18 protein-coding genes, 1 tRNA gene and 1 pseudogene are annotated in these 18,114 nt (G+C 66.6%); 2 read left to right on the top strand and 18 right to left on the bottom strand.

The genetic code is table 11. The features are described 5' to 3' along the window. Nucleotides 1-135: 135 nt before the first annotated feature. On the top strand, nt 136-1,035 hold the full coding sequence (locus C0012_RS14660) for a recombinase family protein (protein WP_162621953.1): 900 nt from the start codon (nt 136-138) through the stop codon (nt 1,033-1,035). A 723-nt stretch (nt 1,036-1,758) separates the two neighbouring features. On the opposite strand, the gene C0012_RS14655 is transcribed toward C0012_RS14660, so the two are convergent. From C0012_RS14655 to C0012_RS14625, 7 genes and pseudogenes are all read right to left on the bottom strand, one after another. After that, nucleotides 1,759-2,040 (bottom strand): hypothetical protein, encoded by a 282-nt coding sequence (locus tag C0012_RS14655; RefSeq protein WP_110590416.1) that lies wholly within the window; start codon nt 2,038-2,040, stop codon nt 1,759-1,761. After that, on the bottom strand, nt 2,040-3,029 hold the full coding sequence (locus tag C0012_RS14650) for a caspase family protein (protein ID WP_110590415.1): 990 nt from the start codon (nt 3,027-3,029) through the stop codon (nt 2,040-2,042). The genes C0012_RS14655 and C0012_RS14650 overlap by 1 nt, the downstream gene beginning before the upstream one ends. A 1-nt stretch (nt 3,030) precedes the next feature. After that, on the bottom strand, nt 3,031-3,402 hold the full coding sequence (locus tag C0012_RS14645) for a TIR domain-containing protein (RefSeq protein ID WP_110590414.1): 372 nt from the start codon (nt 3,400-3,402) through the stop codon (nt 3,031-3,033). A gap of 172 nt (nt 3,403-3,574) precedes the next feature. Beyond that, entirely contained in the window at nt 3,575-5,935 is a 2,361-nt protein-coding gene (locus C0012_RS14640) for a preprotein translocase subunit SecA (RefSeq protein WP_110590413.1), read from the bottom strand. A gap of 165 nt (nt 5,936-6,100) precedes the next feature. Then, nucleotides 6,101-7,281: pseudogene (locus tag C0012_RS15520) on the bottom strand (IS3 family transposase). A 148-nt stretch (nt 7,282-7,429) separates the two neighbouring features. After that, nucleotides 7,430-7,606, bottom strand: coding sequence for a hypothetical protein (locus tag C0012_RS15515; protein WP_162621952.1), 177 nt, complete (start codon nt 7,604-7,606; stop codon nt 7,430-7,432). Nucleotides 7,607-7,653: 47 nt separating this feature from the next. Then, nucleotides 7,654-7,727, bottom strand: a tRNA-Pro gene (locus C0012_RS14625). Between the two features lie 152 nt (nt 7,728-7,879). On the opposite strand from C0012_RS14625, the gene C0012_RS14620 reads away from it, so the two are divergent. Continuing rightward, a complete protein-coding gene (locus tag C0012_RS14620) occupies nt 7,880-8,266 on the top strand; it encodes an RNA-binding S4 domain-containing protein (RefSeq protein ID WP_110590410.1) in 387 nt (128 codons plus the stop codon). A 112-nt stretch (nt 8,267-8,378) separates the two neighbouring features. Here C0012_RS14620 and C0012_RS14615 read toward each other — a convergent pair whose 3' ends face one another. The 11 genes from C0012_RS14615 to C0012_RS14565 all read right to left on the bottom strand — a co-directional run bounded on the left by C0012_RS14615 (nt 8,379) and on the right by C0012_RS14565 (nt 17,988). Beyond that, the gene (locus C0012_RS14615; RefSeq protein ID WP_408631145.1) at nt 8,379-9,350 is read right to left on the bottom strand and encodes an NUDIX domain-containing protein; all 972 of its coding nucleotides are present in this window, start codon (nt 9,348-9,350) and stop codon (nt 8,379-8,381) included. 143 nt (nt 9,351-9,493) lie between these two features. After that, a complete protein-coding gene (locus C0012_RS14610) occupies nt 9,494-10,108 on the bottom strand; it encodes a DUF4166 domain-containing protein (RefSeq protein WP_162621951.1) in 615 nt (204 codons plus the stop codon). Continuing rightward, a complete protein-coding gene (locus tag C0012_RS14605) occupies nt 10,105-10,785 on the bottom strand; it encodes a DUF4166 domain-containing protein (RefSeq protein ID WP_110590408.1) in 681 nt (226 codons plus the stop codon). The genes C0012_RS14610 and C0012_RS14605 overlap by 4 nt, the downstream gene beginning before the upstream one ends. After that, nucleotides 10,778-11,377 (bottom strand): SRPBCC family protein, encoded by a 600-nt coding sequence (locus tag C0012_RS14600; RefSeq protein ID WP_110590407.1) that lies wholly within the window; start codon nt 11,375-11,377, stop codon nt 10,778-10,780. The genes C0012_RS14605 and C0012_RS14600 overlap by 8 nt, the downstream gene beginning before the upstream one ends. Before the next feature lie 116 nt (nt 11,378-11,493). Next, on the bottom strand, nt 11,494-13,017 hold the full coding sequence (gene der, locus C0012_RS14595) for a ribosome biogenesis GTPase Der (RefSeq protein WP_110590406.1): 1,524 nt from the start codon (nt 13,015-13,017) through the stop codon (nt 11,494-11,496). Next, complete coding sequence (cmk, locus tag C0012_RS14590) at nt 13,007-13,693, bottom strand: (d)CMP kinase (RefSeq protein WP_110590405.1); 687 nt, start codon at nt 13,691-13,693, stop codon at nt 13,007-13,009. Before cmk ends, der begins: the two co-directional genes overlap by 11 nt. Further along, nucleotides 13,686-14,762, bottom strand: a complete 1,077-nt coding sequence (locus tag C0012_RS14585) for a prephenate dehydrogenase (protein ID WP_232527960.1) — start codon at nt 14,760-14,762, stop codon at nt 13,686-13,688. Before C0012_RS14585 ends, cmk begins: the two co-directional genes overlap by 8 nt. A gap of 98 nt (nt 14,763-14,860) precedes the next feature. Next, nucleotides 14,861-15,658 carry a pseudouridine synthase gene (locus tag C0012_RS14580; protein ID WP_110590403.1) on the bottom strand — a complete coding sequence of 266 codons (798 nt, stop codon included), beginning with the start codon at nt 15,656-15,658 and terminating at the stop codon, nt 14,861-14,863. Nucleotides 15,659-15,721: 63 nt separating this feature from the next. Continuing rightward, entirely contained in the window at nt 15,722-16,294 is a 573-nt protein-coding gene (scpB, locus tag C0012_RS14575; protein ID WP_110590402.1) for an SMC-Scp complex subunit ScpB, read from the bottom strand. Further along, complete coding sequence (locus C0012_RS14570) at nt 16,284-17,105, bottom strand: segregation and condensation protein A (protein WP_110590401.1); 822 nt, start codon at nt 17,103-17,105, stop codon at nt 16,284-16,286. Before C0012_RS14570 ends, scpB begins: the two co-directional genes overlap by 11 nt. A 4-nt stretch (nt 17,106-17,109) precedes the next feature. Next, nucleotides 17,110-17,988, bottom strand: a complete 879-nt coding sequence (locus C0012_RS14565) for a ParA family protein (protein ID WP_110590400.1) — start codon at nt 17,986-17,988, stop codon at nt 17,110-17,112. Nucleotides 17,989-18,114 lie beyond the last annotated feature (126 nt).

Here is an 18,114-nt window from a genome sequence, read left to right as displayed (position 1 = left end):
CTCGCGGCGGAGCCGTGCCAACGTCTGTCGAGAAGGTCCCGGATTGTCTCCTTAGTCCACACCGTGAGTCCACCTTGGTTGGGTCGACCCTTGGCCGATCCGTGATAAGGCATCGCAGCCGTCATTCTTGCTGAAGTGAATCACGCCCTTCAAAAATCCCAACACCGCTCCCCTGCCTCTGTCTCGTTTTCGCCGCTATCGGCCGTCTCGTACGTCCGTGTCTCGACTACTCAGCAAGTAGATATGGGTGGCGAGCGAGACGGCTTCTCCATCCCAGCCCAGCGCGAGGCGAACAGAAAGCAAGCGCACAGACTGGGCGCGCTCATCTCCGCCGAGTTCATTGACCGCGGCCAGTCGGGACGAAGCACGAACCGTCCAGAGCTCCAACGGATGCTCACCTATCTGCGGGAGCTCTCCGTCGACTATGTCATCGTCCACAAGCTCGACCGGCTGGCTCGATCACGTGCCGACGACATCGCGATCACCCAGGCGGTTCGTGCCTCTGGCGCGCGTCTCATCTCAAGCACAGAGGGGATCGATACGACGCCGAACGATGTGCTTCTGCACGGGATCATGGCGTCGATCGCGGAGTTCTACTCGCGCAACCTCGCGCAAGAGGTCATGAAAGGCATGCGGCAGGAAGCCATCCAGGGCGGCTCTCCAGGACGGGCGCCGATCGGCTATCTCAACGTCCGCTGCCAGACCGCGGACGGACGCGAGTATCGAGCGATCCAACTCGACCGCGAACGAGCGCCGCACATCACCTGGTCGTTCGACACCTATGCCATCGGCGATTGGAGCGTCGCTCAGCTTGCCACGGCGCTCAGTGGCAGAGGACTCCGAACTCGGGCGACCGCTTCCCGCTCCCCCGCGGCGCTGACAGTCGCGAGCCTTCATCGTGTGCTGACGAATCCCTACTACAAGGGCATCCGTCACGCTGAACGGCGTGCAGCATGCAGGAAACCACGAGCCGCTGGTCCCGGCGAAGACCTGGGATACCGTTCAACGTCTCCTCGCCTCTCGGCGTCAAGGTGAACGAAGCCGCATCCACACGAACTACCTCAAGAGCACGGCCTGCTGCTTCAACTGCCAACGCCGGCTGCTGGTCCACAAAGCTCGGTCGAAGAGCGGGCGCGTCTACGATTACTTCGTCTGCTCCGGCCGCCAGAACGGCACACCGCGATGCACGCAGAGCGCACTGCGCATCGGCGACGTGGAGCGTCGCGTCGAGGATGCCTACGAACGGATCCAGGTTTCCACTCACCGACGCACCGAGATCGAGATGCGTTGGCAGGATCGGCTCGCGGATGAAGCATGTGGCTCCAAGCAGAAGCGGTCAGACCTCGCCGTACAGGCCCAAGAGATCCGACTGCGCCAAGAGAAGCTCCTCGAGGCCTACTACTCCGACGCCCTGCCTCGCGACCTGTTCATCAAAGAGCAGCGCAAGTTAGCCGATTCGCTCTCCCGTACCGAGGCCGAGCAGGAGCGCCTGAGCGACGACGTCGCGTTCCAGAGAAAGCACTTAACGGAATCCGCTCGATCTCCTCGAAGACGCCCGCGACCGCTACCTCGCAGCGGCTCCCGCAGACCGCAAGCAGCTGAACAACGCGTTGATGGATCGTGTACTCATCGGGCCGAACCCGGACGACATCCGCGTCGAGCTTCGCCCGGAGATCGCCAAGCTAGGGCTGCGCGGCCCAGCCGAAGAGGAGTTCGTGTAGGGCTACTTCGGTAGAACGCCGAGGTCGAGACAAAATATCACCGAGTGAGCGCGTCGATTATGGTGGGCAGATACCTGCGCACCTGCTCACGGTCACTCTCCCGCTCTTGCTCGGGCAGCTCTGCGTATGGGGTCTCGATCTGGGTCTGCCAGCGTGCCGCCAACTCGGCCGGTACTAATAGGGTTCCATCCTCTTGACGCTCGCACTGGTCGTGAACGAACTGCTGCCAGTGCGCCCAGCGCTCATGCTCGATCGCAGCGAGCCGCTCAACGGTCTGCTCATCCTCCAGCACCTCACGGATCTCATCGGGCGACGACATTAGATCAAGTCCTGCTTCACGAGCGCCCAGTAGTGCTGGCCGAGGACGGTCAACTCGCATCCCTTCGACTCCATCGCGGCATGCCACATATGCGGGGCTCCGACCGGGCGGACCAGATTCACGCGCGCCAACGACTGCAGCACTGCGAAGTCGGCATTCCTGACCGGGTCCGGACCCGGAATCGACTCGGCTTCGCTGCCGGAACGCTCGGGCTCATAGCTGGGGTCGAGCTGGAGCTGGGTGGTGGGATCCTTGAACAGGACCGTGAGCTTCTGGAGGTGGGCGAGCTCGATTGGCGCGTCTGTCTCCCGAAGTGAGACGAACCGCTTCACATTCGTCTTGAACACGGGACGCTGCGCCCAACTGCCGAGCGATTGGTCAATGTGCGCGTAGACGCTACCAGGAGTCACGTCACCTACAAGGTTGGCTGCCGCGCCATTCAGCGCATCCACGAGGAGCTTCGTAAACACTCCCGAGCCGCCCGTCTCCATCGCGTACTGGTCGGCGGTCGACGCAGTAAGAATCGTGACGCCCTCTTTGATCTCGGCAACCTGCGCAGCGGCTGGATTGCCACCCGCTACACCGCTGTGGCAGCTGTCGAGGATAATCACCTTGTTCTTCGCCGGCGAGTTGTTGGCGAAGGTCATCACGTCGAGCAGCGAGAGTCCGTCGTGCCCGGCGGTGCAGTCACTTGCGCACAAGAAGCCGCCTGCCCCGTCGACATAGCCGTGACCGGAGAAATAGAGCACTGAGATCTCGGCGTCATCCCGGAAGAGCTCCTCGACAGCCTCGCGCAGTTCGGTTCTCGTGACTGCCGCCCCGGGGCCGGTGCCGGTCATCAACCGCGGCTGAGGGAAGTTGAGGGTACCGTCCGCGTGGCGTTCGAGCACGCTCTTGACGCTGTAGGCGTCGTTCACTGCGCCCTGGAGCGATGGGATGTGGTCGTAGTGGTCGATCCCGACGATGAGGGCCTTGCGTACGTCGGACATGTCAGAGGGAGTCGATGAAGCCGGAGATGTTCGCGTCGCTCCAAGCAACCGTTCGGACACCAGCAAGCACAGTACGGTCGTTGGAGTATGCCCAGATTCCAAGGAGCGGCTTGTTCTCGTCCTTGGCACACTGGATTTCCCACTTCTGACCCTCGGAGGTGAGCGAGCTCTTGCCCACGAGGGCGATCACACCATGAGAGCGGCGAATCCGTGTACGGACCTTCTCTTTCCAGCCGGACTCGTACCGCTCCTTCACTGACATGTCGATGAACTCGTACGGTGCGCGAGGACCGAGGGACTGCCCCTTCAGGAAGTCCCGCTGTCGTTCATCCTCGATGGCGAACGCAACGAAAATGATCTTCTTCTCAGCCATGTGCGGCTCTCCTCACTGTTCGAGCCGCGACCGCTGTCGATCGCACCAGACTCACTAGGAGCGTATCCGACGCCACCGACGTTTAGACGCGCTCAAAGTGCTCGCCGTTCGGCGATCCGGCGCATGACAGTCGGGGCCTGACATTGACGACAGGGCGTTTGGTATCGAGGCTCTACCTCCGCCTACGCTTCTTGTTCTTGCGGCGAGTCGCTGGCTTTCGTTCCGAAGGTCGCGGGGGTGACACCTTGTCAGGCGGGAAGAGTCCCGCGATTGCCCGGTCCATCTCCGGGTCCGGTGCCGGGATAGTGCCGTCATAGACGACCTCGACGAGTTCCTTGGTCTCCTGGTCGAAGATGAAGGCGGCACCCCGACTGAACTTCAACTGATATTTTTTCGCGCGCAAGTAGTTGCTGGCGAGCTCAGCGATATCAGTGAGCGTGTGATGTGCCGGCTTAGTAATCCACACGAGCAGCCAGGCGTTGCTGAGCCTGGTACCGATCGGCACAGCCTGGGTGCGTTCCCGACCGTTAGGATCAGGCGAGGCAAGCAGCTTGCCGGGGATGCGGGCCATATCCGCCTGTGATTTCGTTGACGCTGACAGCAGCGTCGCACCCGTACTGAGCCAGCCGAAGGCTCCACGAGTCCGCAGCTCGTCCACGAACGCGATCATCGGTGAGCCGGTCAGTGTCGGCTTTTCGGTGCGGGGCCGTTCAGGGTCAAGCTCAGAGTAGTGCCAAGCGTCGAGAGGATCAGTTCGGCTCGCGATGATGCTCCGCCCCTGCTGCTTGCGTCGTCGAACATCCTTAGCGCTGGGAGCGGTAATGTAGGGCAACTCGGCCGCCATGACTTCTGGATCAGGTGCGACGTACAGTCCCGCTTCGTAGAAGTAGAGGAATAGGTCGAGTTCGTCTGGCGCAGCGTAGGCGAGCGATACTTCCGGATCACGGCGACGACGAAGGTAGAGGAGGAACTCTGCCGGTCTGTCGACGAGGCGGGCGATGAGCTGAAGGTCGTGGATAGACACGACCCATGGGATCCGTTCAGCCTCGAGGAGGCCTGCAGCGACAAGGTCACTCGTAGCGGTTGCCACGCCGGACAGGTCTTCCAAGCTGAGAGCGACTGTGTGGATCTCCCGAATGTGAGACAGATCTAGCCATCCGGTTTGGTGGAGCCTCACACCGCCGTCACCCTCTATGCGCTTCTGCAACCGAGATGCCTGCTCAGATGCTTTGCTGATGATGCCCGTCAGATCTCGACGCAATCGTCGTGTCTGCCCCGCTCTGGACTCTGGAGTGATGGCGACCGCTTTGGCCTCGACGATGATTGCCACGTCATCGAGCACTACCAGAATGTCTCCTTCGACCTTCTTCGTGTATCCGACCGGGTCGCCCTCGGCTTCCTTCTCATTCACCGGAACGAAATAGTCGAATGACGCATATGTGCTCGCTCCGGGGAGCATGCTCTCGAGCACCGCCTTCCCCAAGTCCTCCAGAAGGGTGCCACGCCACTTCTGGTATTGCTCCCATTCGGGCAGCGCCTTGAGTTCTTGCTCAAGGTTCTCTCGGATCGCTGGCAGGACCAAAGCATCATGTACGAGCATGAATGTGCCTCGGTCGGTGGCAATCACCGGGTTCGTGCGCAGCGAGTTGTCGCCACCGATGAACGCATCCAAGATGTCGCGAGCGCTTGCGTGCGCGGTGTCGACGGCGAAGCGGCTCAGTACCGCTTCTACTCTCGCTACGTCCTGTCCGAGCGAAGTTGCGACCTCCGCAGCTGGGATGGCGACCAAGTCTGCGGTCGGCTGCCAACCGCGATTGTGCAGTGCGCGAAGTCGATTTCGAGTCTCTTCATCAGTCGGAATCTGTCCACGGTTCGACGTCTCGTATTCGTCATGCAAAGCACGGAATCCGGCCTCCCAACGTTCATTCATGGCATCGACCTGCAACTCATGGAGTCGCGTGAGAACCTCGATAGCGTCGACGGCGTCGAAGCCGAGGTGTTTCGTCAGCGCAGTTCTCACCTCCTGCTTCCCAAACAATGATTCATAGGTTGTTCGCACCATGTCGGGGTACGAACTGCTTCTGATCCAGATCGAATTAGAGCGAGCGGAGAAGGCGAGGAAGTCCAGGCTGTCCACCGGGCGGCTACGCACCTCGATCAGCTCCCGCGTCTGCGCCAACTCGATCAGCCGCCCCACCGACTCAGCCCACTCATGGGCTGCTTGATAGAGCGAGTTTGGTTGCTCGTCGACCGCAGACCCATCACCCTCACCCATGCTCAGGGCTTGAGCGAGCAATGCGAGGATCTCGGCTTTAGTGACCCCGCCCTCGGTGTCCGGTTTGACCTTCCCGCCCACTGACCAGGGCAGGCAAGCGATACGCGCGAGTTCGACAACTCGCTCAGGTCTGTGTGAGATCAGCTCATTGTCGAGCATAGACAGCTCAGCCTCGATACGACGGTCAAGCTCGTCAAGCGGCGACTCGAATCCATCCAACTCTTCTACCAGTGACACGTGGCGGTCGACCGACCGCATGATGGTCTGACTGTGCGGATCGAGCGGGACTCGCCGAACACGAGCCGTACGAGTTCTCGCCTTCTGCCGCCGGGATTTTCGATTAGCCATGCCCCAACCCAACCATGTAGCTAGGACACGCTGGTGGCAGCCGGGTCTGCTGAACGGATAGGTGACAGGGGTTAGTCAGGCCGCGAGGGCCATGGACGGTCTCATCGTGGCCTCGAACTCGACCGGGGTCAACTTCTCCAGACGGGCCTGTCGCCTGCGGCGGTGGTAGGTGCGTTCGATCCACGTCACGATCGCGATGCGCAGTTCCTCGCGCGTCGCCCAGGAGCGCCGGTTGAGGACATTCTTCTGCAGGAGGCTGAAGAACGATTCCATCGCAGCGTTGTCGCCGGCCGCGCCAACTCTGCCCATCGATCCGACCAGGCTGTGACGGGCCAGCGCGCGCACGGTCTTCCGAGCGCGAAACTGACTGCCTCTATCGCTGTGAACGACACAGCCGGCGACGTTGCCGCGCAGCGCGACCGCGTTATCGATGGCGTTCACGACCAGGCGGGACTTCATCCTCGAGTCGATCGAGTAGCCGACGATCTTGCCGGAGAAGGCGTCCTTGATCGCGCAGAGGTAGAGCTTGCCCTCGCCGGTCTTGTGCTCGGTGATGTCCGTCAGCCACAGCCGGTTCGGCGCATCGGCGACGAACTCTCGTTGCACGAGATCGTCGTGCACGGGCGGACCAGGCCTCTTGCCCGCCCCGCGGGCCTTCTTCTTCCCGAACGCCGACCACCAGCCATTCTGCGAGGTGATCTTCCACGCCGTCCGGTCCGACATCGCCTCCCCCGGCGTTACGGGCTTCGTCAGGGAGGGATCGGTGCCCTAACTCGGGATCGTCCCGGTGGGCGCCGAACAGCGCGCTCGCGCGATACGCCTCGGTCAGCTCAGCCTCGGTGATTGGGCTCTTCAGCCAGCGGCAGTACGGCTGGCGAGCGAGCTTCAGTACCCGGCACGTCACCGCGACGGGGATCCCGTCGACGGCGAGCTCCGTCACGAGCGGGTAGAGCCATTTCCCGGCAGATGCGCCTGGGACAGACACGCGGTCGCTCGGCGGAGGACCTCGTTCTCCTGCTCGAGGAGACGGATCCGCTTGTTCGCCTCCCGCAGCTGCTCGGTCTGCGCCGTGGTCGGCATCGCGGCGGTCGGATCCGTGTCGCCGCGGTCGATGCGAGCGCGTTGGAGCCACTTCTGCAGCGTCATGGGGTGAACGCGAAGTCCGTCGCGATCTGCTCGATCGTGACGCCGGGCTCACGGTTCTCCGCGTCGCGAACGACGTTGTCGCGGAACTCCAGAGGGTAGGGAGCGGGCATGGTGTCTTCCTTCCAGGCGCGCCCTCCGGGCACGCCATCTCAGATGTCACCCATTCGTTGAGCAGACCCGGACTTGACCACGTCGCGAGGTGGCCGAGCGAGCCGTGCATCCACTCGCTGATGATCTACAACTCCAGCTCCGCCAGCTTCACCCTCCCCCATTCCTCACCCGGTACTGCTCGTACGCCCTGAGATGGACGTAGTGCATTCCGCGCATCGCCTCGAGCGGGATCAGATAGAACGTGAAGTCGCCGTCGATGATGAAGAAGTCGTCGATCTCATCCGCCGTGTAGACACGGCGATCGCGACGTCCGTTCGTCGACACAAAACGTGAGGGGCAGAGAAATGCATCCCTGCCCCTCACGCTCACTGTCGGGATGACAGGATTTGAACCTGCGACCCCCTGACCCCCAGTCAGGTGCGCTACCAAGCTGCGCCACATCCCGTTGTTCACTTCATGCTGCCGCGCGGGCAACTCCACAAGTCTACCCGACGCCTCACGACGGTGCGAATCACGGGCGCCGCCGGGCGCGTCCGGCACACCGCGCGGAATCACGAAGCAGGGGCTGCGCCCCACCCTCTGCGCCACAATGGACGGATGACCGAACCGGCATCCGTACGCGTGGACGTGTGGCTGTGGGCCGTGCGCGTCTACAAGACTCGATCGGCCGCGACCACCGCGATCCGTGGCGGCCATGTGCGCGTCAACGGGGATCCCGTCAAGGCCTCGTACTCGCTCAAGGTGGGCGACGAGGTGCGGGCGCGAATCCAGGGCTTCGATCGGATCCTCGGCGTGAAGAAGCTGCTGCTCAAGCGCGTCGGCGCCCCGGTCGCAAAGGAGGCGTTCGAGGATCGCACTCCTCCCCCGCCTCCGCGCGAGTTCGTCGCGCCGATCGTCACGCGCGACCGCGGATCCGGCCGCCCGACGAAGCGCGAGCGTCGCGAGATCGACCGGCTGCACGGGCGGGATCCGCGCAGCTACTGACGTCCCTGCCGCGTTTCGCGGGTGCCGCGTGGTCAGTTCGCCCCCTCGGAACAACCATTCCGCACCCGCGAACGAACGCGTACGGCCTCGCGGACGCCCAGTACGCGGCGCGCTACTGCAGGAACGCGCTCAACATCGCCATGACGCCCGTGACGCCCCACGCGCCGACCTCAGCGGTTGTGTCCCACACGCCCGCGTCAGCGCCGGTCGGCAGCTGATCGCGCAGCCAACGCGCACCCCGCACCTCCGCGCCGATCTGCTCGAGGCGTCCGCACAGTTCCCGGTCGGAGGTCACCGCGGTCACCCGCAACCCGGAGCGCACCATCGCGTCGGCGCGCGTGACGATCTCGTCGTCGCCAGATCGCTCCGCACGGAACACCGCGACGGATCCTGTGCCATTCTCGACCGAGCGCGCCGCCCCCTCGACGACCATCGCGATGATCGGGCGCCACCAGTACAGGTCGAGTCCGAGCTCGTTCGAGTCGACGCCCGTGCCTGCCAGCGACTCGAGGCGACCGCGGAGCCGGCCTGTTGCCCCCGCCCGGTCCTTCCACCATCCGTCGGGCACGGACCCCACGACGTTCGCGGCGTCCACGAGCAGGATCGGGCGCACGTCGAGCGCCGCGCGCAGCTGCGGCCACGCCGCTTTGAACCCGGGATGCAGCTCAAGCCGCCCCACCTCGTCCACGGGAACCCACGCCAGCTCGAGCGACTCGGGGTCGCTGATCACCGGCTCGAACGGGTCCGCGACGTCGGCGATCACGGTCGTGTACCGCCACACGTCGAGATCGAGCACATGCTCCGCGCGCGGCACGACCGCCCCATCGGGCACGCCGGCCTCCTCCTGCGCCTCGCGCAGAGCGCCCGCGACCGGCGCTTCTCCTTCGTGCAACGCGCCGCCCGGAAGTCCCCAGGTTCCACCGAAGTGACTCCACCCCACGCGATGCTGCATCAGCACACCGCGCGCTGGGTCGAACGCCAGCAGCCCAGCTGCCCCGAAGCTCCCCCAAAAGCGCCGACCGTCCGGCGTCTCAACCCACGCGTCCCCGGAGTTCCTCGGCATCGGCGGGCGCGAATCAGTCACGCGCCCAGCCTAGGAGATCCCGAGGGGCCCGGAGTCGAAACGGCGATTGCCGAGACGCGGCAGAATCGCCGAGAGATGTCCCCTCGCCGAAGATCCGCCTCCCGCCGACGCATCGGCCTCATCTCGGAAAGCACCGTTCCCTGTCAGATGCCAGGCTCGACGCGCCATTCGAACGAACCGCGGTACTCGGTGACCGTGCCGAGGAGCGGGTTCCCAGCGCGCGCCCGCACCGTCTGGCGCCCCGTGGTGTCGTCGTAGCCATCCTCGACCTCGACGTGCACGGCGAGCACGCCCGGCAGGCGCACACGCAACCGGCCCATCCGAACCCAGCATCCGTCCGAGGCCAGCCGCAGGTGCCCTTCGCCAGTGACCGTGCACCGCAGACGCAACTCAACGCGATGCGCGTCGCCCAGCAGATTCACGAGGGTCCCCGGCGCCGACCCGGGGCGCAGCACGTCGGCGAAGACCTGCCGCCCGCCGACGAAGTCGAAGATCCGCGTGGCATGCACCTCGCCGCCGACCGGCCCTTCTCGCCGGCGATTCTCCACGCGGAACGGGACGCCCCGCCCCGATGACGTCAGCACCAAGCGTGGCCCGACGAAGGGACGCAGCAGGAGCCCGAGTCGCCCGAAGCGGCTCCCCGCGACCTCGAAGATCCCCTCGCCGATCACGTCGCCCTCGGCGGCGGCGTAGCGCGCCACCTCCGGGCGAAGCCGCCCAGCTGCATCTCCGAGCGCGGTGAGGAACACGGATGTCACTCGCGACGTTCCTCGCGGTACGGCTTCAGAGAGACGGGAACGTCGGTGGTGAGAGGGAATTCGCACGTGAACTCGCCCCGATACCCGAACAGCAGCCCGACCAGTCGGTTCCGCACTTCGAGGTCGATGACATAGCGCTCGCGCTCGTCGTCATAGTGCTCGCTCAGGTAAGCACGCCCGCTGAACAGCATCGGGAAGCGGAACGCGACCGGACCCTCGTAGAAGCGCTGCTCGCCCGAGACCAGGCGCAGCCCGCCATCGTCCGTGACCGAGAGATCGAGGTCCACGGCGAGGTGCTGGTGCGTGCCGAGATAGTCAACAACGCGCCCGCGACGCTCGCTGTAGATCATCGTCGCGTCGAAGCGCCGCCGCCGCCCCGGACGCGTCCCCATCGTGCGCACGAACGTGACGGTCTCGCGCCCGAAGTCGTCGACGTAGGCGTGATTGTCGATTCGAAACGGCACATTCCTCCCGGCCTCGGGAAACATGATGTTCCGCAGCGTGCCGAATCGCAGGAAAGGGCGCACCCACCACGGACCGCGCCGGATCTCGTGCATCGTGCCCGTACCCACACAGCCGTGCCCGGCCGCGATGCTCACGCCGAAGCGGCGCCGCATCATCGGATGCAGGCGCGCGAAGTCCGCACCGAGGGCGCGCTCGAACACGCCGCTACTCATTCGCGGTGATCCTCCCGAGCGACTCCGGCGCATCGGCCATGACGTCCCGTGCGGGTCGCATCGGACGATCCCGGCACCGCCCGGCCCGCGCGCGTAGCCGGGCGCGCTCGGGCGGGACGCCCTCCTCCGCCCAGATCCGCAGCCGATCGAAGCTCCAGGCCGTGAGCCACCACATGACCCGGCGCACGATCAGTCGGTCGAGCATCCGCCCCACCCCGCCGAGCCCCGGCTCATAGTCATAGCCCGTGAGGAACCGCACGCCATCGGGGTGCGGCACGTACCTCCAGTATCCGCGCCCGGCACCGACCGGCGAGAGGCGGTCGGCAGTGTCGAACAGAAGCGCCGATGTGCGTGCGCCGCCGGAGGATTCCCTCTCGCCGAGCGACGCCCCGGTCCCGCGGATCGTGTGCAATGGCAGTTCGAGCTCGTATCGGAACTCCTGCGCCCCGTCGGCGCGCACGCCCGTCGGCACGATCCGCGTGAAGCGCGCGTCCCACCGGGCGTGCAGCTCGGGATCCTGCGTCAGCTCCCACACCCGTTCGATGGGCGCGCGGATCAGCGTCTCGACGTACAGCGGACGCGCTCGGCTCACGCTGTCACGCTATCGCGGCGCGGGCGGCGCCGAGAATCTGACAATCGCGCGAGATATCCACGGATCTCGCGAATCCGTCAGAATCTCAGCGCGATGTCAGTACCTCAGCGCGAGCGCTACCGCTTCCGCTTCTCCCGCACGCGCATGTTCACGACGATCGGGGTGCCCTCGAACGGGTACAGCTCCCGCAACCGGCGCTGGATGAAGCGCCGGTACCCGGGGTCGAGGAACCCCGTCGTGAACAGCACGAAGGTCGGCGGGCGGGTCGACGCCTGCGTCCCGAAGAGGATCCGCGGCTGCTTGCCGCCGCGCAGGGGGTGCGGGTGCTCCGCGACGAGCTCGGTGAGGAACGCGTTGAACTTGCCCGTCGGGATCCGTCGATCCCAGTTCTCGAGGGCCGTCTCGAGCGCGGGCACGAGCTTGTCGAGGCGGCGCCCCGTCTTCGCCGAGATGTTCACGCGCGGCGCCCAGGCCACGTGGGCGAGGTCTTGTTCGATCTCGCGCTCGAGGAAGCGACGGCGCTCCTTCTCTTCCATCTCGGGCTCGTCGAGCATGTCCCACTTGTTGAAGGCGAGCACGAGGGCGCGGCCCGATTCGAGCACGAGCTCGATGATGCGCACGTCCTGCTCGCTGATCGGCTCGGTCACGTCGAGCACGACGACCGCGACCTCGGCCTTCTCGAGAGCGGTCGAGGTGCGCAGGCTCGCGTAGAAGTCGGCGCCCTGCTGCATGTGCACGCGGCGGCGGATGCCGGCGGTGTCGACGAGCGTCCACAGCTTGCCGCCGAGCTCGACGACCTCGTCGACGGGATCGCGGGTGGTGCCCGCGAGGTCGTTGACGACGACGCGCTCCTCCCCCGCGGCCTTGTTCAGCAGCGACGACTTGCCGACGTTCGGGCGCCCGAGGATCGCGACGCGGCGCGGCCCACCGATCTCGTGCTTCGCGACGGCCGAGATCTTCGGGGTCTTCGCCATGACGGCGTCGAGCAGATCGGCGACTCCGCGGCCGTGGATGGCCGAGACGGGGTGCGGCTCGCCGAGGCCGAGGTTCCACAGCACCGCCGCCTCCGCCTCGTGCGAGGCGTCGTCGATCTTGTTCGCGACGAGGAACACGGGCTTGTTCGACTTGCGCAGCAGCCGCACGACGTGCTCGTCGGTCGACGTCGCGCCGACCTTCGCATCGACGACGAAGAGGATCACATCGGCGAGGTCGATCGCGACCTCGCTCTGCGCGGCGACCGACTTGTCGATGCCCTTCGCGCTCGGCTCCCAGCCACCCGTGTCGACAAGTGAGAAGCGACGCTCGAGCCACTCAGCCTTGTACGTCACGCGGTCACGGGTGACACCCGGGGTGTCCTCGACGACCGCCTCGCGGCGGCCGAGGATCCGGTTCACGAGCGCCGACTTGCCCACGTTCGGGCGGCCCACGATCGCCACCACAGGCAGCGCGGGCAGGAACTCGTTGCCGTCGTCATCGACGCGGATCCCCTCCAGGAGTTCCGCGTCTTCCTCATCGAGGTCGTAGTCGGCGAGGCTGCGGCGCAGCGTCTCCGCGCGCGCCTCGACGAGTTCGTCGTCGAGATCCTCAAGACGCTCGGCAAGATCGTCTTCGGGCTCGAAGTCTTCGTAGTCAGCGGCCATCGAGGCCTCCTTCTCGTCGTTCGCCGATCGCCGCGAGAACGGCGTCGACGGACTGGTCGAAATCCAGGTGGGTCGTGTCGATCGCCGTCACGCCTTCAGCGGCGTTCAGGAAGTCGACGACCGTGCTGTCGCTCGCGTCGCGGCGGCGCATGGCCTCCGCAACCTTGGCGATGTCGTCGGCGCCCATCTCGGCGCTCCGACGCGCCGCCCGCACGTCCGGGTGGGCGGTGAGCAGGATCCGCACGGGCGCGTCGGGGGCGACGACGGTCGTGATGTCGCGCCCTTCGACGATGACGCCGGGCTGCGGCGCCTCGGCCACGATGCGGCGGAACAGGGCATTGATCCGCTCGCGCACGGGCAGCGTCCTCGCGACGCCCGCAACGGCGGCCGTCGTCTCGGGCGTGCGGATCGCGTCGGTGACGTCCTCGCCGCCGACGCGCACGGTGCGCGCATCGGGGTCGAGGCCGATCTGCGGCTCGAAGGTGTCGAAGCCCGCCTCGACGGCAGCCGGATCATCGGTCGTGTCGCCGCGGTGCAGAACGTGCCACGCGAGCGCGCGGTACACGGCCCCGGTGTCGAGATAGCCGAAACCCAGCCGCCTGGCGGCCTGCTTCGACACGCTCGATTTGCCGGATCCGGCGGGCCCGTCGATACCGACGAAGAAGGTCTCAGTCACTCGTCCCCGCAATCCGCCAGCCGCGCGACGTGATCCCGTCGACCGCGGCCTGCAACGTCGCCGGATCCACGGAGATCTCGGCGAGCCCGAGCTGGGCACCCGGAGAGTGCTCCAGCCGGAAGTCTTCCACGTTCACGCCCAGCTCTCCCAGATCGCCGAAGAGGCGCCCGAGCTGACCGGACGCGTCGTCCACCATGACGACGAACGACTCGAAGCGGCGCCGCTGCCCGTGCTTGCCGGGCAGGCGCTCGACGCCCACGTTCCCCGAGCGGATCACGTCGGCCGTGGTCCGCCGCGCGCCCGGCTCATCGGGTGCGCGAAGCGCGTCGGCGACGCGCTGCAGATCGGCCGCGAGCATGTCGAGCTGCGCGACGACCGGATCCGCGTTCGCGGCGAGGATCTGCACCCACAGCTCCGGAGCCGATGCCGCGATACGAGTCGTATCGCGCACGCCCTGGCCCGCGAGGGCGAGCGACTGCTCGGGCGCATCGGCGAATCGCGCCGCGAGGAGCGATGCGACGACCTGCGGCACGTGCGAGACGAGCGCGACGGAGCGGTCGTGCTCGTCGGGCGTCATCTCCACGGGCACGGCGCCCAGGTCGAGCGCCAGGTCCTCGACGAGCGCGAGCGCCGCCGTCGGCGTCTCGCCGTCTCGGCAGATCACCCACGGACGCCCCGCGAAGATGTCGGCGCGCGCCGAGATCGCTCCCCCGCGCTCGCGCCCCGCCATCGGGTGCGATCCGATGTAGTTCGTCAGGTCGACGTCCCGCTCGCGCAGGACGCGCAGGGGCTCGAGCTTGACCGACGCGACGTCGGTGACGACGGCGCGCGGAAAGCGTCGCAGCGCGTCGGCGATCGTGTCGGCGACGACATCGGGCGGCGTGCACACGACCACGAGATCGGGATCGTCGCCCTCCTCGGCGGCGCGGCCGGCGCCGTAGTCGACCGCGAGCCGAAGCTGCGCGGGCGATGTGTCGGCGAGCGCGACGTCGACGCCGTTCTGCCGCAGCGCGTGTCCGATGCTCGAACCGAGCAGTCCCGCGCCGACGATGCGCACGGTTCCCGTCACGCGGGCACGTCGGCCCGGAACAGTCGCCGCGTCTCCGCGCGCCTCCGACGGTGCGCTCGACGACGCGGGCGGCGTGGGCCGCTCTGCTGCGCGAGCTGTCACGTCGTCTCCTTCTCGTCGCCCGACTCGGGCGGATCCTCGGCATCCTGGCGCGAGAGCGTCAGCAGGGCGCCGCGCTCCACCTTATCCAGTTCGCGGGTGCGCCCCGCGGGCAGGGTCCCGAGATGGAGCGGCCCGAACTGGCGACGCACGAGCTCGGTCACGGGATGGCCGACGGCCGACATCATGCGCCGGACGATGCGGTTGCGCCCCGAGTGCAGGGTCAGTTCGACGAGGCTGGATCCGCCGGACGAATCGAGCACGCGTGCCTTGTCGGCCGCGATGGGGCCGTCGTCGAGTTCGATGCCACGAGTCAGCTGCGCGACCGTCGCGGCCGAGACCCGGCCCGTCACCTTCGCGATGTAGACCTTGGTGACGCCGTACCGGGGATGTGCGAGCACATTCGCGAGGTCACCGTCGTTCGTGAGCACGAGCAGGCCCGAGGTGTCGGTGTCGAGCCGGCCGACGTTGTAGAGACGCTCTTCCCAGTCGCGGGTGAACTCGCGCAGATCACGGCGGCCCTGATCGTCCTTCATCGTGCTGACGACGCCCGTCGGCTTGTTGAGCATGACGTAGCGCTTGGTCGTGTCGAGCTGCACGGCCTGCCCGTCGACGTCCACGAGGTCGACATCGGGATCGATGCGGGCCCCGAGCTCGCTCACGACGGATCCGTTCACCCGCACGCGCCCCGCGACGATGAGGTTCTCGGACGCGCGACGCGACGCGACGCCGGCGTTCGCCAGAACCTTCTGCAGGCGCACGCCCTCGGCGGCAGGAGTCTCGGAGGTGTCGGGCATCCCTCTATCATGACGGATCCGGGCTGAGAGTCGTCTCGTCTGCGCTCAGCTCGCGAGCCGCCGTCAGGCGACGCCGTCGATCCCCTCGAAACCGTCGGCGCCGTCGTCGAGCAGCGGCGAGATGGGCGGCAGCTCGTCGATTGAGTTGATGCCGAGCTTCTGCAGCAGCAGATCGGTCGTGCCGTAGTGCATCGCGCCCGTCTCGGGATCGCTGTGCATCTCGGTGATGAGACCGCGCGCCAGGAGCGTGCGCACGACGGAGTCGACGTTGACGGCACGGATCTGCGCCACCTGCGACCGCGTGACGGGCTGCTTGTAGGCGATGACGGCGAGGGTCTCGAGAGCGGCCTGCGACAGCCGGGCGGGAGCCTGACTGCCGATGAAGTCGGTGACGACGCCGTCGAGATCCGCGCGGACGTAGATCCGCCACCCTCCGGCGATCTCGCGCAGCTCGAAACCGCGCTCGGGCCCGTCGCCCTCACCGTCGTAGTCGGCGCGCAGCGTCTTCAGCGCCGCGCGCACGCCTGTCACGGGGGCGCCCACGGCCGTCGCGAGATTCACGACGCTCATCGGCTCGTCGGCGATGACGAGCATCGCCTCGAGCCGCTTCATCAGCTGGCGATCGTCAAGTGTCATAGTCGGCTCCCAGTGTCGCGAGGGTCTCATCGCTCCAGGTCTCGGCGACCCAGCGCACCGTGAGCTCACCGAGCGGTTCGAGCTGCTCAAACGACACGGCCGCATGCCGATACAGCTCGAGGATCGAGATGAAGCGGGCCACGATGACGCCGGGCCCGTCGGCGCCCGCCGCAAGCTCGCGGAAGGTCACGGATCCGCGCGTGCGCAGCGACGACACGACGATCGCCGCCTGCTCACGGATCGACACCTGCGGCGCGTGCAGGTGATCGAGGCCGACGGTCGGGATCTCGCGGGGCGCGAAGGCCAGCGTCGCGAGGGCGGCGAAGTCGTCGAGCGACACCGTCCACTGCAGCTCCGGCGTCTTCGCGCGATACTTCTCGTCGAGCGGAACGTCTCGCGTATGCCGCGCGTCCTCGCGCGCCAAGTGCTCGGCGAACCAGCTGCCCGCCACCTCTTTGAACGCCCGGTACTGCAGGAGCCGCGCGAACAGGAGATCCCGCGCTTCGAGAAGCGCGACGGCCTCGGCATCGACGAGCTCCCCCTGCGGGAGGAGGCCGGCAACCTTCATATCGAGAAGCGTCGCGGCGACGACGAGGAACTCGCTCGCCTCGTCGAGGTTCTCTTCGGGGCCGAGCTCGGCGAGGTACGCGATGAACTCGTCGGTCACCGCCGACAGCGACACCTCGGTGATGTCGAGCTCGCGCTTCGTGATGAGGTTCAGCAGCAGGTCGAACGGGCCGTCGAAGTTCGACAGCGAGACGCGGAAGCCGCTCTCGTCGATCTCCCCCGACGCCCGTTCGTCGGCCGACATGGCCTCAGGCGACGGCGCCGCGGTGCACCAGCTCGCGGGCGAGGCGCAGATACGCCTGCGCCGCGTCATGCTGCGGCGCGTACTCGATGATCGGCACGCCCGACACAGACGCGTCGGGGAACTTCACGGTGCGGCCGATGACGGTTTCGAAGACCTTCTCGCCGAACGTCTCGACGATGCGCTCGAGCACCTCACGCGAGTGCAGGGTGCGCGCGTCGTACATCGTCGCGAGCAGGCCGTCGAGCTCAAGCGAGGGGTTGAGGCGGTCCTGCACCTTCTCGATCGTCTCGATGAGCAGGGCGACGCCGCGCAGCGCGAAGAACTCGCATTCGAGCGGAATCAGCACGCCGTGCGCGGCCGTGAGCGCGTTGACCGTGAGCAGCCCGAGCGACGGCTGGCAGTCGATGAGGATGACGTCGTACTCGTGCGACACCTTCCGCAGCACGCGGGCGAGGATCATCTCGCGGGCGACCTCGTTGACGAGGTGCACCTCGGCGGCCGACAGATCGATGTTGGCGGGGAGCACGTCGAGCCCGTCGACATGGGTCGGCACGATCGCCTCATGCGGGTCGCGCTTGGTGTCGAGCATGAGGTCGTAGATCGTCGTCACGTCGTGCGTCGAGATTCCGAGACCGGCCGACAGCGCGCCCTGCGGATCGAAGTCGACGGCCAGCACCTTGCGCCCGTACTCGGCGAGCGACGCCGCGAGGTTAATGCTCGTCGTCGTCTTGCCGACGCCGCCCTTCTGATTGCACAGCGCGATCACGCGCGCCGGGCCGTGGCGCTCGAGCGCGCCCGGCGTCGGGAACCCGTTGTATGGGCGTCCCGTAGGGCCGAGGACGATGTCATCGCGCTTCTTCGGCTTGTTCTGGGTGTTCGCCACCGATGATCCTCCTGACGGAGACGCCGGCCGGAGGGCCGCCGGATCCGTCCGTACCTGTTCGTCGACGGACAGCCGCCGACCTGCTCCGACGAGTGTATCCGCATCGTTACCTCGCGGCCCGGAGGA

The organism is Microbacterium suaedae (genome assembly GCF_003254645.1).
GTDB classification, from domain to species: domain Bacteria; phylum Actinomycetota; class Actinomycetes; order Actinomycetales; family Microbacteriaceae; genus Microbacterium; species Microbacterium suaedae.
The sequence above is the reverse complement of the archived record's forward strand: the minus strand, read 5'-3'. Positions and strand labels throughout refer to the sequence as shown.

Excerpts from the sequence above, each read along its gene's own strand:
- C0012_RS14655 (WP_110590416.1), bottom strand. The coding sequence starts at position 2,040 with ATGTCGTCGCCCGATGAGATCCGTGAGGTGCTGGAGGATGAGCAGACC.
- C0012_RS14650 (WP_110590415.1), bottom strand. The coding sequence starts at position 3,029 with ATGTCCGACGTACGCAAGGCCCTCATCGTCGGGATCGACCACTACGAC.
- C0012_RS14645 (WP_110590414.1), bottom strand. The coding sequence starts at position 3,402 with ATGGCTGAGAAGAAGATCATTTTCGTTGCGTTCGCCATCGAGGATGAA.
- C0012_RS14640 (WP_110590413.1), bottom strand. The coding sequence starts at position 5,935 with ATGCGGTCGGTCGACCGCCACGTGTCACTGGTAGAAGAGTTGGATGGA.
- C0012_RS14620 (WP_110590410.1), top strand. The coding sequence starts at position 7,880 with ATGACCGAACCGGCATCCGTACGCGTGGACGTGTGGCTGTGGGCCGTG.
- C0012_RS14605 (WP_110590408.1), bottom strand. The coding sequence starts at position 10,785 with ATGAGTAGCGGCGTGTTCGAGCGCGCCCTCGGTGCGGACTTCGCGCGC.
- der (WP_110590406.1), bottom strand. The coding sequence starts at position 13,017 with ATGGCCGCTGACTACGAAGACTTCGAGCCCGAAGACGATCTTGCCGAG.
- C0012_RS14580 (WP_110590403.1), bottom strand. The coding sequence starts at position 15,658 with ATGCCCGACACCTCCGAGACTCCTGCCGCCGAGGGCGTGCGCCTGCAG.
- scpB (WP_110590402.1), bottom strand. The coding sequence starts at position 16,294 with ATGACACTTGACGATCGCCAGCTGATGAAGCGGCTCGAGGCGATGCTC.
- C0012_RS14570 (WP_110590401.1), bottom strand. The coding sequence starts at position 17,105 with ATGTCGGCCGACGAACGGGCGTCGGGGGAGATCGACGAGAGCGGCTTC.